This is a genomic window from Mucilaginibacter sp., assembly GCF_036568825.1.
Lineage (GTDB): Bacteria > Bacteroidota > Bacteroidia > Sphingobacteriales > Sphingobacteriaceae > Mucilaginibacter.
Genome location: NZ_DATCRU010000085.1, coordinates 1 through 15,024, shown reverse-complemented (window position 1 = coordinate 15,024; position 15,024 = coordinate 1). Strand labels below are relative to the sequence as shown.

The 15,024-nt window shown below is 42.4% G+C and carries 17 protein-coding genes; 3 read left to right on the top strand and 14 right to left on the bottom strand.

The features are described from left to right. The coding region (locus VIM89_RS18575) for a Ppx/GppA phosphatase family protein (RefSeq protein WP_488157677.1) at positions 1–425 on the top strand (425 nt) is incomplete at its 5' end. 260 nt (positions 426–685) lie between these two features. On the opposite strand, the gene VIM89_RS18570 is transcribed toward VIM89_RS18575, so the two are convergent. The 4 genes from VIM89_RS18570 to VIM89_RS18555 are packed head-to-tail and all read right to left on the bottom strand — an operon-like array spanning position 686 to position 3,849. After that, the gene (locus tag VIM89_RS18570; RefSeq protein ID WP_488157676.1) at positions 686–955 is read right to left on the bottom strand and encodes a hypothetical protein; all 270 of its coding nucleotides are present in this window, start codon (positions 953–955) and stop codon (positions 686–688) included. A gap of 1 nt (position 956) precedes the next feature. Continuing rightward, positions 957–2,354, bottom strand: a complete 1,398-nt coding sequence (locus VIM89_RS18565; RefSeq protein ID WP_488157675.1) for a radical SAM protein — start codon at positions 2,352–2,354, stop codon at positions 957–959. Beyond that, positions 2,347–3,102 carry a prolipoprotein diacylglyceryl transferase gene (locus VIM89_RS18560; RefSeq protein ID WP_488157674.1) on the bottom strand — a complete coding sequence of 252 codons (756 nt, stop codon included), beginning with the start codon at positions 3,100–3,102 and terminating at the stop codon, positions 2,347–2,349. The genes VIM89_RS18565 and VIM89_RS18560 overlap by 8 nt, the downstream gene beginning before the upstream one ends. Before the next feature lie 30 nt (positions 3,103–3,132). Beyond that, positions 3,133–3,849, bottom strand: a complete 717-nt coding sequence (locus VIM89_RS18555; RefSeq protein ID WP_488157673.1) for a carboxypeptidase-like regulatory domain-containing protein — start codon at positions 3,847–3,849, stop codon at positions 3,133–3,135. Positions 3,850–3,976: 127 nt separating this feature from the next. On the opposite strand from VIM89_RS18555, the gene VIM89_RS18550 reads away from it, so the two are divergent. Next, positions 3,977–5,974, top strand: a complete 1,998-nt coding sequence (locus VIM89_RS18550) for a M1 family metallopeptidase (protein ID WP_488157672.1) — start codon at positions 3,977–3,979, stop codon at positions 5,972–5,974. 161 nt (positions 5,975–6,135) lie between these two features. Here VIM89_RS18550 and VIM89_RS18545 read toward each other — a convergent pair whose 3' ends face one another. From VIM89_RS18545 to VIM89_RS18510, 8 genes are all read right to left on the bottom strand, one after another. After that, positions 6,136–6,672, bottom strand: a complete 537-nt coding sequence (locus VIM89_RS18545) for a DUF4337 domain-containing protein (protein WP_488157671.1) — start codon at positions 6,670–6,672, stop codon at positions 6,136–6,138. Positions 6,673–6,721: 49 nt separating this feature from the next. Further along, positions 6,722–7,291 (bottom strand): Maf family nucleotide pyrophosphatase, encoded by a 570-nt coding sequence (locus tag VIM89_RS18540; RefSeq protein ID WP_488157670.1) that lies wholly within the window; start codon positions 7,289–7,291, stop codon positions 6,722–6,724. Positions 7,292–7,391: 100 nt separating this feature from the next. Next, positions 7,392–7,913 carry a KdsC family phosphatase gene (locus VIM89_RS18535; RefSeq protein ID WP_488157669.1) on the bottom strand — a complete coding sequence of 174 codons (522 nt, stop codon included), beginning with the start codon at positions 7,911–7,913 and terminating at the stop codon, positions 7,392–7,394. A gap of 120 nt (positions 7,914–8,033) precedes the next feature. Next, the gene (gene iscX / locus VIM89_RS18530; protein WP_302900726.1) at positions 8,034–8,276 is read right to left on the bottom strand and encodes a Fe-S cluster assembly protein IscX; all 243 of its coding nucleotides are present in this window, start codon (positions 8,274–8,276) and stop codon (positions 8,034–8,036) included. A 54-nt stretch (positions 8,277–8,330) separates the two neighbouring features. Further along, complete coding sequence (locus VIM89_RS18525; protein WP_488157668.1) at positions 8,331–8,663, bottom strand: 2Fe-2S iron-sulfur cluster-binding protein; 333 nt, start codon at positions 8,661–8,663, stop codon at positions 8,331–8,333. 33 nt (positions 8,664–8,696) lie between these two features. After that, a complete protein-coding gene (locus tag VIM89_RS18520; RefSeq protein ID WP_488157667.1) occupies positions 8,697–9,476 on the bottom strand; it encodes a Rossmann-like and DUF2520 domain-containing protein in 780 nt (259 codons plus the stop codon). Positions 9,477–9,607: 131 nt separating this feature from the next. Next, positions 9,608–12,082, bottom strand: a complete 2,475-nt coding sequence (gene ccsA / locus VIM89_RS18515; protein ID WP_488157666.1) for a cytochrome c biogenesis protein CcsA — start codon at positions 12,080–12,082, stop codon at positions 9,608–9,610. 9 nt (positions 12,083–12,091) lie between these two features. Continuing rightward, the gene (locus VIM89_RS18510) at positions 12,092–12,502 is read right to left on the bottom strand and encodes a cytochrome c maturation protein CcmE domain-containing protein (RefSeq protein ID WP_488157665.1); all 411 of its coding nucleotides are present in this window, start codon (positions 12,500–12,502) and stop codon (positions 12,092–12,094) included. A gap of 172 nt (positions 12,503–12,674) precedes the next feature. On the opposite strand from VIM89_RS18510, the gene VIM89_RS18505 reads away from it, so the two are divergent. Then, complete coding sequence (locus VIM89_RS18505; RefSeq protein ID WP_488157664.1) at positions 12,675–13,100, top strand: hypothetical protein; 426 nt, start codon at positions 12,675–12,677, stop codon at positions 13,098–13,100. Between the two features lie 86 nt (positions 13,101–13,186). Here VIM89_RS18505 and VIM89_RS18500 read toward each other — a convergent pair whose 3' ends face one another. Next, the gene (locus VIM89_RS18500; protein ID WP_488157663.1) at positions 13,187–14,638 is read right to left on the bottom strand and encodes a Glu/Leu/Phe/Val family dehydrogenase; all 1,452 of its coding nucleotides are present in this window, start codon (positions 14,636–14,638) and stop codon (positions 13,187–13,189) included. Between the two features lie 141 nt (positions 14,639–14,779). Beyond that, positions 14,780–14,989: a CcmD family protein gene (locus VIM89_RS18495; protein WP_488157662.1), complete on the bottom strand. Its 210-nt coding sequence runs from the start codon at positions 14,987–14,989 to the stop codon at positions 14,780–14,782. Between the last annotated feature and the right edge of the window lie 35 nt (positions 14,990–15,024).

The window sequence follows — 15,024 nt, the reverse complement described above, 5'->3', positions numbered from 1 at the left end:
GGCTGATGGAGTGTTTTCATCATACCGACCCTATCCCGCCGGCATCTATAGAAGCATTGAACCTGTACCTTGAAAATTGCTTACCCGATCTGTTTAAAGCGGTTGAGCAAATACCTGTTAGCAACCTGATCGGTTCATCGGGTGCATTTGAAACTTTTGCTGCATTGATCGACAATTCTTTTGATTTGAAAAAGACCAAAACCTATTATTTTGAAAACGATGATTTAACCAGGATAACCGATCAAATGATCCGCTCTAATCATGCCGAGCGCGAGGCCAATAAAAGCATTATACCGGTGCGGGTGGATATGATCGTTGTGGCGTCGCTAATCACACGTTACATCATGCAGAAGCTAAATCTTAATAAAGTAGCTCTTTGTACCTATTCTTTGAAAGAAGGGGTGCTGGCGGAAATGATGGCCTAGCGTATTGATAAATAGCACGTTGAAAAACCAATCAACAACACCAAAACAGAACTCAAGATAAATTCCTTTCTGAACTTCCCAAATATTCCTACGCTTAGAATGCACCCCATGAATTGAAAAAAAATCAGAAGCGCATCAATTATAAAGTTAAACTCGTTAGCGTCATAAAATTTGAGGAAGCCAGTATAAGCAAGCAATATTATGAGATTAATGGCTACAATGTGAATATTAAGTCCGGACGATTTATTATCTCTCTCCATTCAATGCATATTAGACATATCCAAAAAATTCACGCAGGTAGAAAAACCTATAACCAACACCAGGAAAGCGCTTAAAAGCCATTCCCATCGCCTGACGGCGATTGACATTATGACACCGACAAAAAAGTGAATTGCAATGAGGAACGCGTCGATAACGATGCCGCCGTCAACAAGCCTACAGCCTATGGTATAGACAGCAAGAATGCCAATATTGATACCGACTACTTTCCACCTGTTTTGAGGCGTTGGTTCCTGGTTAATTTCTTCCATTCTAAACTGCTGTTTCTTTTTGTAGTTTTTTCAGATAGTTGATCTTATCATCCCGGTAAAACAGGTTCATGGTCTCAAATGGGATGATGCTCATATCTTTATTCACAATATGCACACAGGATTTTTTTATGGCGCGTACGTCAAAATTATGTGCGTCTATGAATTGCATAATGATGATTCTGAATAAATTGTCATAGCTCAAATTAGGGGCGTCAATCTCCGGCAAACAACACATGATGGATTTCAAATGTTCCCCCGCCTTGTCGACAGAATTGCCTGTGCTAAACATATTCAGCAGGTGCATTTTTAATTTTTCGTCCTGCTCATAAACAATTGTGTTTCTTGAATTATCCAGCAGGTCATCCGGGTTGATCATCCTTGTCAAGGGGAATACCTGGTCACCCAATTTTAAAGCATACCCCATTACCAGTGCATCCGGATTACAAGGTACCGGGATCAGATCATTTTTGTTGAAGATATCCGTTTGCTCTAAAATTGCCGATCGAACTTCAGTTAGTGTGTATCTATCTGTCTTGCTATCAAAGTTCTCTAATCTGCCGGCTTGTTGTGTCGGTTGAAATGTCACGCCGCGCACACAACGTTGCTTCAGTGCATATTCAATTATTTCGCCAATCTCATCAGTGTTCAACCCCTTTTGAAGGGTTACCACTAATGTGGTTGACAAATTATACTTGTTTAAATGCTCAATTGCTTTTCTCCGCACATCGCGTAAGTCCTCGCCGCGCAGTTGTTCAAGTGCTTCTTTTTTAAATGAATCGAATTGCAGATAAATTTCAAAATCGGGCATATAGCTTGCCAGGCGCTCTGCAAATGCTTCGTCTTTTGCAATCCTGATACCGTTTGTATTCAGCATCAGGTGCCTTATCGGCTTCGTTTTGGCTATATCCAGTATTTCAAAAAATTGTGGATGCACGGTTGGTTCGCCGCCACTTATTTGCACAACATCTGGTTTCCCTTCATTGGCAACTATTACGTCCAGCATCTGCTCTATTTCTTCAAGCGTACGATGCCTGCCGTAAGTAGGCGATGACATCGCGTAGCATGTTGGACAGCTAAGGTTACATCTGTCGGTTACTTCTACTACAGTAAGGCACGAATGCTGCTCGTGATCCTGGCAAAGACCGCAATCGTAAGGGCAACCATAGTGTGTAGGCTTATTAAATTTCAGCGGCATTTCGCTGCGCTTAGCGTAGTTTCGGCAGTTTTTATAATATTCGATATCGGTGGCAATAAGCACCTTTTCAAAGCCGTGATCGCGGCAATTTTTAAGCATATAAACATTGCCATCCTCGAACACGATCTTAGCGTCGACCCGTTTTAAACAGGTTGAGCAAATGCTGATGGTGAAATCATAATAAATATACGGGCGTTCAGGCATATGGCTTAGGGTCTACAAGTTTTGATGGATAAGCAAATACTTTATAATAATACAAAAGTCCGGCGATACAAACCAATTGAATTACCGACAATCCAAAACTAAAAAAGTAATCTGGTTTGATAAACTCAACCAGCAAGCGAAATACCAGGTAGCTGACCATGAACAGTTTAAACCTGGAGCCATCGGTAAGTACGCGTCTACGCTCAAAAGTTTGCAATATGATCAGCAATATGATCCAGAATAATATCTCATATAAATTAGTTGGATGTCGGTGTATCCCATCACCAAAATCAATAGCCCAGGGCAAATTTGATGCAACGCCGTAGGTGCCATCCTCCAACCCGGCCAAAAAGCAACCGATTCGGCCTATGATCATCGCAACGATAAGCGGGTAAACCATCAGGTCACCTGATGAAACGGTTACTCCTATTTTCTTTTTAGTCAGTTCTACCCCGATAAGTCCTCCCAAAAATCCTCCCACAATGGTTTTATTCCCCATAACGTAAATAAGACTCATGTGCGGCAACATATCCGGATTCTCAAAAATGCCTACCAGGTGCGATCCGATAAAAGCTCCGGCAGCAGCTCCAATAAAAATCAGCAAACGGTTTTCGGAACTAATAGGATCATCATAATTCCTTCTCAAATAAACATAGTATCGGTATCCTATAAAATAAGCTAATGTTTCACAGATGAAATGAACGGGGATTGAGGATTTACCTAAAGGAATATTAACAGGAAAATGCAAGGTTTTTTCCTGAAAGATACTAAAAAGGGTTTAATGAAATATGGAACGAATCGCGTATTTTAATTTATACCATGCCCGGGCATAAAAAGGTCTTCTAACGAATATAACACCAACCGGGTTGATGATTTGGGAATTCGTTATTGATTTAAAGACTATAGTATTATTCGACGTAGTCAACTGGTTAATGCTGACTTCTTCGCTTTTATAGCCGATAAAACTTGCAACCAAGGTATCAGAGGTCGAGCGTACTTCAATCTTAAATTCACCATTTATATTTGTTACCGTTCCTTCATTTGTTCCCCTTATCTTAATCGTTGTCCCAGGTACGGGCTGCCCATCTTCCTGTGCGATTATTCTGCCCTTTACTATTATGGAGGAGTCGATAACCGGTTCATGTTTATTTTGATACGGGGATTGTTCAATTTTGATAGTCGGCCTGATATCCGCATTTACGTATTGAGAAAATCCTAATATCATAGCGGCCACGCTCCAGCCTTTCCAATTCAAAAAGCTTTTCCGGTTGTATCTTAAACTTTGATTTAATTTATCGAGTTGCTGCGTATCAAATCTACCGCAAATATGATTTCTACTTGACATGTAGTGTATAATTTCCGCATCCGTCATCTTTGTAAAATCAACTACCGTTTTACTACATTGCCCGCAATAACGTCCATTATTTTGCTGTGTCATTTGCTGCCAGGATTGGGCGCATGGTTTCTCAATTGCAATACTTTTGATAAGGATCATGATACATTTTTATAACATGATGCATCCCATGCCAGAATTCCATAAAATCTAATGAAAATATAAGGCACATTTTTTATTCGTGACTGGCTTCCTTTGTATATTGCAACCTTATTGCTGAACTCTGCTTATGAAATTAAAGTTTACGCCCCTTTGCCTTTTCTTATTGATCTCCGTTTCTGTTCTGGCACAAAGAAGGCACCACGCCGCAACTGTCGATACCCTCATATCTAACTATAATCCTGCCGACCTGTTTTCGCCGGCATTTTATCCAGAAAGAGGCAACGAAAGGCACAGTGCTAACGGCGAGCCGGGACCGAAGTACTGGCTAAATCGCGCAAACTACAAGCTGAAAGCTAATATTGATACTAACACCAAAGTATTGAGTGGAACCGAGGAAATCGATTATGTAAACAATAGCCCCGATGCTTTACAATTTCTATGGCTTCAGCTCGATCAGAATACTTACAAGAAAACTGCCCGGTCAAATTACCAAACCAGCACTACACCTGCGGTAACTGATCATACAGATGGCTATAATATTGAGTCGGTATACATTGCTAATGGCAAGCAAAGTCAAAAGGGCAATTTTATCATTTCGGATACCCGCATGCAGATCCGTTTGCCTAAAGCTTTGACGGGAAATGGCACGCACATTAAACTATACATCAAATATCAATACACCATCCCAGCAGTATTTGGCGGCAGAACGGATTATAACCAAACCAAAAACGGCAAGATTTACGAGATTGCCCAATGGTTCCCGCGCATGTGCGTTTATGATGACAGCGAAGGATGGGATACCTTACCATTTATGGGTGCAGGTGAGTTTTATTTAGAGTATGGCGATATAGATTATGAAGTAACTGTTCCATGGGATATGATCGTAGCGGGATCGGGTGAATTATTGAACCCAACACAGGTGCTTACTTCTACCCAAATCAGTCGTTTAGCTGCTGCCCGCAACAGCGATAAAACCATCATGATCCGCGATGCGAATGAGGTAAATAATCTATCAACCCGTCCAGTGCATAACGGAACACTTACCTGGCACTTCAGGATGAATAATACCCGCGATGTGGCTTTTGGTGCGTCAAGAGCATATGTTTGGGACGCGGCAAAGGTTAATCTGCCGGGTGGTAAAAAATCGCTGGCGATGTCTGTTTATCCGGTTGAAAGTGCAGGAAATGATGCATGGGGCCGGGCAACTGAATATTTAAAAAAATCGATCGAATACTTTTCTGAAAAATGGTTCGTCTACCCATATCCGGTTGCTGTAAATGAAGCCGGAACAGCTGGGGGCATGGAATATCCCGGAATTGTTTTTGATGGTATTACCGATAAAAGCAAAGAGCTATATTGGGTAACGGCACATGAGATTGGTCACAACTGGTTTCCTATGATTGTCGGCTCCAACGAGCGTCGTTATGCATTTATGGATGAAGGTTTCAATACATTCATCGATATTTATGCCTCTAATGCTTTCAACAACGGCGAATACGGCAAGAAACGTGACGGCGAATACGCCCCGGGTGGTGGTAATCCTGCCGATGAGATCATCCCAACTATTCTCGATCCGGAAGCACCAACGATTATGACCGCTGCTGATGCTGTTCCCGAAAAATATCGTCATCCGATTGAATATTTCAAACCGGCATTAGGCTTGGTATTACTGCGTGAACAGATTCTGGGTAACGACCGCTTTGATTATGCTTTCAGGAACTATATTCACAAATGGGCCTTTAAGCATCCACAGCCAGATGATTTTTTCCGGTCGATGGATAACGGGGCAGGCGAAGACCTGTCATGGTTCTGGAAAGGTTGGTTCTACAACAATCTGCCGCTCGACCTGGAACTGGTTGGCGCCGAATATGTAAAGAACGATCCAAAGCAAGGCCTAAAAGTCTCTGTAATGAATAAAGAAGCTATGGCCATGCCGTTTACCGTGGAAGCTACTATGAAAGATGGCAGCAAACAACGTATGCAAATCCCGGTAGAAGCCTGGCTGCAAAATAAGATGATAACTTTTACCGTACCAACTACCCAGGAAGTAAGCCGCGTGGTTGTCGATCCGGATAATGCGTTACCAGATATTAATAGAGGGAATAATGGGTTTGTGTTTAGGTAAGATCTACTTTTTGTTCTGGGTGTCACACTGAGCCTGTCGAAGTGCGGTGCGTAAAGGCCTTTGCCCGCCAATGCTTCGACCGGCTCAGCATGACAACGCTCTTATGTCATTTCGCTTTATAGTCCCTCGGATTCTAATACTCACTGGTACCATTAACAACGTCACAACAGCCCAAAAACAAATTGGCATATCCCCGCTGCAAACAATAACAAGCTGATATACCAAAGCGGTTTTTTCTTAGCTAAGAGTGATATCGCCGATATCGAGATGGCTATCTGAAAAAAGGTAACTGCCCGTGCAAGAATCATGTCCTTTTCCAGGTGCTCTCTTGATTCCTTTTCAAAATCGAGTGCCTTTTCCTGAATTTTTTCCTGATCCTTTTTCAGCTTTTCTTTTCTTGTGGCGTTTGATTGCGCGCTGTCGGCAGCTGCTTTGGAGAAATTGATCTTGGTAACTGCATCAGCAACTTCGGCCTTAATACCTTTTGCATTGTAATAGGACCATTGATCAGAGGCTCTCATCTGGGTGATCAGCGCTTCGTTAGATTGATGACCGGCCATCAAACTGCTCACAGCTGCAAAGGCAGCCATAAAAGCTGTGGATATCGCTACATACATCGACCATTTATCATGGCTCTCATGTGCAGCCTCGTGGATATGCTCGTGTAAATGTTCGGTGGGTACTTCCGGATCTTCCATTTTAATAGGGTTTAAATTCCTATAAAATTAATGACAAATCCGGAGTTTCCTATACCAGTCTGATCAATTGCTGATATAATTTTTCGGTAGGCAGTCCAACAACATTGGTATAGGAGCCATTGATCCGTTCAATGCCGGTGAGGCCAACCCATTCCTGTATCCCATAAGCTCCGGCCTTATCCAATGGCTCATATTTCTCTACATAAAAGCTGATCTCATCAGTGGTAAGCTTACGGAAAAACACTTCAGACACATCATGAAAGAGATTGTATTGATGCTTATATAGAATACATACGCCCGTGATCACCTGGTGCACCTTGCCGGATAACATGCTGAGCATTTCTTTAGCATGTTCCTTCGACTCGGGCTTGCCCAAGATATGCCCGTCAATGCTTACTATAGTATCAGCTGTCAGAACGATCTCATCATTGATGGATTCGTCAAAAGCCTTAGCTTTCTTCTCAGCTATATAAACAGCAATTTCCTGTGGTGAAAGATGTTCAGGATAAGATTCGTCCACATCCTTCAGCACAATGCGAAAGTCAACATCCATTAACCGCAATAATTCTTGTCTACGTGGCGATTTGGAGGCCAGAATGATCTTTGGTAAGTTTCTCATAGGTTATTTAGTTCATAGATCATGGTTCATAGTTCAGAATACCTTCATTGTGATTAGATTTCTGGGTATGATCTATGAACCATCAACCATAGGCTACAAACTACCAGCTGTAAGCCTCTTCGCTCATCCACTTGCCTTGCACCTTCAGTACCTTTTCAATTACATCGCGTACAGCGCCCCTCCCACCCGGATTAGGTGACACATAGGCACTGATGGCTTTTATTTCTTCGGCTGCATCAGCAGGGCAAACCGCCAATCCGGCCATTTTCATCACGTCAAGGTCTGGAATATCGTCGCCCATAAACAAAACGCTGGCAGGCAATACGTGCTTGCTTTCAAGGTACAATCTGAAATTCTCCGATTTGGTATGGGCACCAATATATACATCCTTCACGCCCAAACTATTTAAGCGATGAATAGCTATCTTCGACCGGCTCCCGGAAATAGCACACACATTATAGCCGCACTTAACCGCCAGCTGAATAGCATAGCCATCTTTTATGTTGAACTGACGCGACTGTTCACCATTCTCCATCACATATACAGAGCCGTCGGTTAGCACGCCGTCCACATCAAAAATGAACGTAGAAATGTCTTTTAATTTATGTAAAAATGATTCCACTTATTCAGTTGGCAGTTTTGAGTTAGCAGTTTGCAGTTAATTCCATAATCTCAGATAACATTTAGGTTTCCCAGTTAATTAGTCCGGTTTGCCAACTGCAAACTCAAAACTGCAAACTGCCTACTGGTTATCCCTCCACTCGTACACCCATGCAGATTGGATCTGCTCCAGGTGACCTTCGTTCGATTCTTCACGTTTACCAACAAAATTAGGCAGGCTCAGCACCCAGTCCAACAGTTCGGTAAAGCGTATGCGGTATATTTTTGATTCATCAAAATCATCGCCGAACTTCTCATAAAGCTCTATTGCGATGTCTTCATAATCGTTCCAGTTAATAGGTAAGGCAAATTTATTGTCGCTCATATTTTTATCAGAACAGTATCTGTGTAATCAAAATTAAATCGGTGTAATCTTGTATTAATGGCCTAGGAAATTCGATTGATCAGGCAGCGTAACTTCGATATCGCCGTCCTGCACTACACACTGACAACCCAGGCGCGAATTGATGCGCGGATTAACGGCACGGTCGATGAAATCCTCTTCTTTATCTGATATTTCCTGGATGTTATCCATTCCTTTGTTCACATAAATATGGCAGGTGCTGCACCCGCAAACGCCGCCGCAGTTGTGCTGCAGTTCGATACCGTTCTCGAGGCAAACATCCAATACTGACTCACCTTCGGCAATGGGCAGTTCAACTGGTTCGTGCCCTTTTTCCTCAAAGCTGATCTTAACTTTATAGATATTCATTTAAGGGCAAAAGTAAGAAAATTTAAGTATGCCCTATCCCCGATTCTCCATTTTGATAATACCCTGACTTAACAGCTTATATATCTCCTGTAAATCAGGATTTTTCTGCAATTGTTCGAGGTGCGAAGCCATCGTTTCCCCATCATTCCGTACTGCTGGACCTGTTTGCACATCTGCCGGAAGATGCTCCTGTACCTTCTCTGCTGTTTCCAGTATCAATGGCCGGAGCAAATCAAACGGTAATTGCTTTTCAGCCAGTAGCTGTTGCGAAACATGATATAAATAGTTTGGAAAATTATTAGCGAATACCGCAGCAAGGTGCAAAGTCTTTCGTTGATCCGAATTTACCCGGTAGACATTTTGTGAAATGGTAAAAGCCAGTTCATTCAGAGTCGACGTAATCTTTTCATCAGCACCCTCAATACAAAGTGGTACCGTATTAAAATTCAACTCACGAGTTTTACTGAAGGTTTGTAGGGGATAAAATACTCCTACATTCTGTGTATACTTTTGTAGGATTTGCAGACTTGTTGCTCCTGAGGTATGTACGATCAGCTTATCGTATTTAGTCAGTTCGGCAGCAATTTGCTCAATAGCGTCATCCTTAATAGCGATCAGAAACAAATCGGTTTCCGGGTTGATCTGCGCCAGGTTATCGATAGCTTCAGCCTTCACATGATAAGCCGGCAGCGAAGCATTTTGCAGATCGCGGCTATACACCTGCACAATAGCATGCCCGGCATTTTTAAAAGCTGCTGCCAGATGAGTTGCCACATTTCCGGAACCGATAATGGTAATACGCATAGTGTGCAAACTTACGAAGTTTTAAAAACTTCGTAAGTTTTTCTTATCTTCTCCTCTCCTATTGTGTGTGTCCTCACAGACATTCGTCGTCAGTTACGATTTGTGAGGACACAAACCGCGGAGAGAGAAGAATGAAACAATTAAACCGTTTTCAACTCCTTATTCCTTCTGAAAATCGACATCAAAAAGCCGATCACCATAATCACTGTACCCGACCAGAAGAAATTGATATATGGGAACCGCACCGCTTTCATTACAATATATGGCCGTTTGTTTTCAGGTTGCTGATAAACCGTGATTGTTTCTTTGGCCGTTTGCGGATCGATCTTTGAGAAACGCAGTTTCAAGCCGGCATCATCTACCTTGCGCGAGAAATCGAACACACTGCCGTTTTTGATCATGTAAATCGGCTCGGCAGTATAGGTTTTGCCATGGGTCGTTATTTCCAATATGGCGCCAACAGCGATATCCTTATTGGTTAGCGGAATGTTTTCTACGTGAGCTGTTTTATCCAGTCCTTTCAATACAATAAAACCCTCACGGTAACGGATGGTATCCCCAACGCTTACTTCATGCCCTATCGGTGCATCATAATTCTTATCGTCATCCGCTTCACTGTGTGCTGCAGTATCCGTTTCCATACCCGAGTTTAGAGGAGCCATGGTGACGTGCGTATACAAATCGTTTAGCAAGTAGTGCTTGGTATCCGGCGATGAAACCAATCCCATTTTTGGGTTGAATTGGGAGTTCGGTTTCAGCAAAAATTCTGCTTTCACCTTGCCATCGGCATCCATCAGCTTATAATCAACCTTAAAATAATGGTTAGGCATCGATAGGGAATCGCCCAGGTAAGTCACCACATAATCGCCCATCTTTACCGGTTTATTTTTTACCAGCATAATGTTCTCTTTCGGATCGTTACGTTTGGCGAACTCGGCTGAGTATTGTTCGCCTGTGTCATTGATCGAAACTACTTTACGTGTTCCGGCAGCGATCACCGCTCCTACAAGGATCAACCCAAAACCAATATGGGCAACGGCTGAGCCGGCTAATTTGATCTTGCCTTTGAGTGCATCTGCAAATACTTTTCCATTTGATAGCACACTAAAGATAGCGCCGAGCATAATCAGCGAGAATACGATGCGCAGATGATAGATGCCTGTAACGTATACGATCAGCACGGTAATAAGCAACGCACAAACAAAGTAAACCCCAGTAGTGATAAAGAAGCGGTTAGTCTCCGTCTTTTTATACTTCATAAACTGCGCAAAGCCCATCAGCAAAGTTACCACTACCCCAAACCCTGCCTGGAAGACGTTATACAGAGTAACCGGGTTATTCGGCGGTGCAATATTTGTTTTGAATATGGAATTCCACACCGGGATGGATGTAACTACAATCAATTGCAGACATGACAGCGCTAAAAATATAGAACCTACAAACATCCAGAATTCGCGTGAGTAAGTTTCTTCTTCCTTTTTGGTAATCGGCAGTTCTTTCCAGCGAATAACCAATAGCACGATGGATATTATAGCAAACACAGCCACATCAACCACCAAATGCCAGAACATACCTAAATCGGTAAATGCATGCACCGAAGTATCTCCCAAAATACCACTGCGGGTAAGGAATGATGCATACAGCACCAGCACGAAGCTGATGAGCACAAGGAAAGTCGCTGTAAAATAAGAATGTCCTGTATTTTTATAAACGATTAGTACGTGAACCGCGCCAATCAATGTGAGCCAGGGAATAAGCGCTGCATTTTCAACCGGGTCCCATGCCCAAAAACCATCAAAGTTCAGTGATTCATAGGCCCAGAATGAACCCATGATAATACCTGTACCCAATACCATCACCGCGAACAGTGAATAGGAAATCGCAGGCTGTACCCATTCCTTATACCTCTTTTGCCACAAACCGGCTATCGCGTAAGCAAATGGCACTACCATTGAAGCAAAGCCCAAAAACAAAGTCGGCGGGTGGATAACCATCCAGTAGTTTTGAAGCAAAGGGTTAAGACCATTACCGTCCGTAATGTAGCTAAGATAGTTTTGGTACAGATCGGGGCGCTGGGCGAATATCGGAGCTGATGATTTCAGGTCGATCGCTTCGCGCAACAAAATAAATGGCGAACTACCTATCCGCGCACCAAATATTTCGATACCAATCAGCATAGATGACAGTAAAACCTGCGACAAGGATATAACAGTCATTACCGGCTTTTCCCACGACTTTGCTCTCCAGATCAGGATATTGCCCAAGACTGCCTGCCAGAAACCCCATAGCCAAAAGCTTCCCTCCTGGCCTTCCCAATAACTGGAAATGATATAGTAAACCGGTAAGCTCTTTGACGAGTGCTCCCAGGCGTAATGATACTCAAACAGGTGGGTATAAATAATATAGAACAGGCAAACGCCGATACCTATAACCGAAAGTGTATTGATATAAAAGCCAATACGGCCAAGGCGCTTCCATGAATTATCAAGCGGGTCTTTATTGGTAGTCGCGAAGTAGTAGCTGATGGTTGAGAACAGGGCTGCCCCGAACGAAAGAATAACAAAAAGCTGACCCAGCTGACCGGGTAAAAGGTGTTCGCCTTTAAAAGTATCCATTAAAAATGATTATAAGTCGGCCTTTTTAGCGCTGGCCTCTGTAATTTCAACCTTGTCCTGAGTGTATTTTGAAGGGCATTTCATCTGGATGTGTGACGCGTGGAATTCATCGCCCCTCATTTCGCCCACCAAAACAATTTGTTCAGAACGCTCAAAGTCCTGCGGTTTGGTGCCAGGGAATACCACTTTGCACTCCTGCCCTTTTTTATCTTTCATATAGAATGAAAAGTAATTGGCATCTTTTGCAGCGTCGTAATAAAGCTCCTTTTGCTTGTCCAGGAAACCGATCACATGCAGTTCGCCGCTGTTAGCTTTTGCATCGGCAAATGACCCGTAAGTGCTTGAGCTGCCGTAAAAACCAATAATTATGGCGATGGCTATAGCTATGACCAATAAACCTATAATCGAACTTTTCTTCATTAGTGGACTTTGCTTCTATTATTCAGGACTACAAAAATAAGAAACGTCTGTTGAATAATGATTATTGCAAGTCATTAATCTTATTTAGAATCGTTCTTATTTGAGAGTCAGAGGTCGGAAAGATTAAAATGATAAATAGAAAAATCAGTAACTTTGGATAAACCTTAACACAATGAAGAAACCCATTCTTATATGTTTATTTCTTTTGGCAATTATTCAATTTTCCAAAGCTCAAACAATTCCATTAGAAATATATTCTTCAAACCGATTCTGGAAATCGGACAAAACAAAAACCGGCTCAGGATTTAAATTTAGAAATACTACGACAGTAAAGCAGCCATATGTATTTACTATTTATAAATATCATATCACATTCAAAGACCGGAACTTTACCACTTATAAAATCAATAAGGTAGAAGCTAAATGGTCGGACGCGACTCACTATTTAGTCTCAGATTTAAAGGGACAAACCTTCATGGTCATAAAAAGTGATATTATAATTGACAATAAGCATACATATAATATTGAAATCATAAAAACAGCTAAAGACGGCAAGGAGTTGGCTGTAACTATGTATGACGTCAAAAAGGTAAAGTAATACTTAATTAAAACAAAAAAGCTCATCCTCAGATGAGCTTGAATGATTTTAGTATTTTGATCAGTTAAATTTCTTCCGACTTCAAATTATGGCCACACACCCAAATTCTGGTACGATACCGCGATCTTGTTGATAGCGCCAACAAATGCCGCAGTACGCAGGGTGTCGATCTTGTCGTTATGTACGTAAGTTTCCCTGATCTCGTGGTATGAACGGATCATGGTATCTTCCAAACCTGAGTTAACCAGTTCCAATTCAGATGCTCCTTTTACAATAGTAGCACGTTGGAGTGGAGTTAAAGCCACACCTGTGATACCTTCTACCATGTTTACCAGGTTGGTATTAGCAGTTTCTTCAAAGCGGCGATTCATACGACCGAATGCTACGTGCGAAAGGTTTTTTAGCCACTCAAAATAAGATACAGTTACACCGCCGGCGTTACAATACATATCCGGTATGATGATGCCGCCATTCTGATAGATAATGGCTTCCGCATCCGGTGATACCGGTCCGTTTGCACCTTCGGCAATCACTTTAGCTTTGATCCTGCCGGCATTAGCTGAGGTAATTTGATTTTCCAAAGCCGCAGGTACTAAAATATCGCAATCCTGCTCAAGGCCTTCCAGTGAGTGTTTAAATTCTTGTTTTGCGCCTGCATATCCTAAGATAGAGCCGGTTGTTTTGCGATGCTGAAATACAGCTTCAACATCAAGGCCATCGGCATTATAAATAGCACCTTCAAATTCGCATAAGCCAACGATCAATGCTCCGTATTCCTGCAGGAATTTTGCAGAGTGGTATCCCACATTACCCAAACCCTGTACGATCACTCTTTTGCCGGCAATGCCAGGTGTTAAGCCGATCTTTTTCATATCTTCAGCCACATTTACGCACTCACGAACTGCAAATGCAACACCACGACCAGTAGCTTCGCGTCTGCCTGCGATACCATGCAGAGCGATAGGTTTACCGGTTACAGCGCCCATTGAATCCAATTGGCCAGGGTTCATAGTAGCATAAGTATCGGCTATCCAGCTCATCTCGCGTTCGCCCGAACCATAGTCAGGTGCAGGAACGTCGATGCTTGGGCCGATGAAATTCTTTTTGATTAATTCTACCGTATAGCGACGGGTGATGTTTTCCAGCTCCTGTACGGTGTAGTTTTTCGGGTTGATTTTGATACCGCCTTTTGCACCGCCAAATGGCACGTTTACAATGGCGCATTTGTAGGTCATCAGGGCAGCAAGCGCCATTACTTCATCTTCGTTCACCATTTCGCTGTAGCGGATACCGCCTTTGGTTGGCGACTGGTGCTGCGAATGCTCAACACGCCATGCGTCGATTACTTCAAAGCCGTTTCCCTTACGGATAGGGAAACGAAAACGGTAAACACTGTTACATGATTTGATCTGGTCGAGCAGCCCGGCATCGTGTTTGGTAAATTGCGCGGCGTAGTCAAAATTCTTGCATACATCGCCAAAGAAATGAGTTTCTTCAGTAACGATCGATTTGTTATTTGCTGTAATTTGGAGTTCCATAATTATTAATTCCTCAAAAAAGTGCTCAAATTTGGTACAAAAATTATCAATATTGCAAATAGAAAATTCTTAGTGTCTCAGCTACACCACTAAAGAGAACGCTTAAATCTATGTTTAAACAACATAGGTTTAGATTTTGAACTAATTTCCTTTTTCGATTTTTTTTAATCTTCTGTCGATGGCGAACAGATAAATGGCCAAACCGATAAAAACAATGCAGATAACGCCAATCACAACGTAGATCTTACCCGAGCTGCGCATAGTATCTGCCATCTCAACGTTTGATGGTTGTTGAGCAAAAGCGAAGATGTTGCAGAGGATCAGGCAGAATAAAACAAAAAATCTTTTCATTAAGGCAAATTAGTTTTAAGCCTCACCCAACCCTC

Bases quoted from the DNA above. Each gene is read 5' to 3' on its own strand.
- VIM89_RS18565 (WP_488157675.1), bottom strand. From the start codon at position 2,354: ATGCCTGAACGCCCGTATATTTATTATGATTTCACCATCAGCATTTGC.
- VIM89_RS18545 (WP_488157671.1), bottom strand. From the start codon at position 6,672: ATGGAAGATCCGGAAGTACCCACCGAACATTTACACGAGCATATCCAC.
- ccsA (WP_488157666.1), bottom strand. From the start codon at position 12,082: ATGGATACTTTTAAAGGCGAACACCTTTTACCCGGTCAGCTGGGTCAG.
- VIM89_RS18555 (WP_488157673.1), bottom strand. From the start codon at position 3,849: ATGATCCTTATCAAAAGTATTGCAATTGAGAAACCATGCGCCCAATCC.
- VIM89_RS18505 (WP_488157664.1), top strand. From the start codon at position 12,675: ATGAAGAAACCCATTCTTATATGTTTATTTCTTTTGGCAATTATTCAA.
- VIM89_RS18510 (WP_488157665.1), bottom strand. From the start codon at position 12,502: ATGAAGAAAAGTTCGATTATAGGTTTATTGGTCATAGCTATAGCCATC.
- VIM89_RS18525 (WP_488157668.1), bottom strand. From the start codon at position 8,663: ATGAATATCTATAAAGTTAAGATCAGCTTTGAGGAAAAAGGGCACGAA.
- VIM89_RS18540 (WP_488157670.1), bottom strand. From the start codon at position 7,291: ATGAGAAACTTACCAAAGATCATTCTGGCCTCCAAATCGCCACGTAGA.
- VIM89_RS18550 (WP_488157672.1), top strand. From the start codon at position 3,977: ATGAAATTAAAGTTTACGCCCCTTTGCCTTTTCTTATTGATCTCCGTT.
- VIM89_RS18495 (WP_488157662.1), bottom strand. From the start codon at position 14,989: ATGAAAAGATTTTTTGTTTTATTCTGCCTGATCCTCTGCAACATCTTC.
- VIM89_RS18570 (WP_488157676.1), bottom strand. From the start codon at position 955: ATGGAAGAAATTAACCAGGAACCAACGCCTCAAAACAGGTGGAAAGTA.
- iscX (WP_302900726.1), bottom strand. From the start codon at position 8,276: ATGAGCGACAATAAATTTGCCTTACCTATTAACTGGAACGATTATGAA.
- VIM89_RS18500 (WP_488157663.1), bottom strand. From the start codon at position 14,638: ATGGAACTCCAAATTACAGCAAATAACAAATCGATCGTTACTGAAGAA.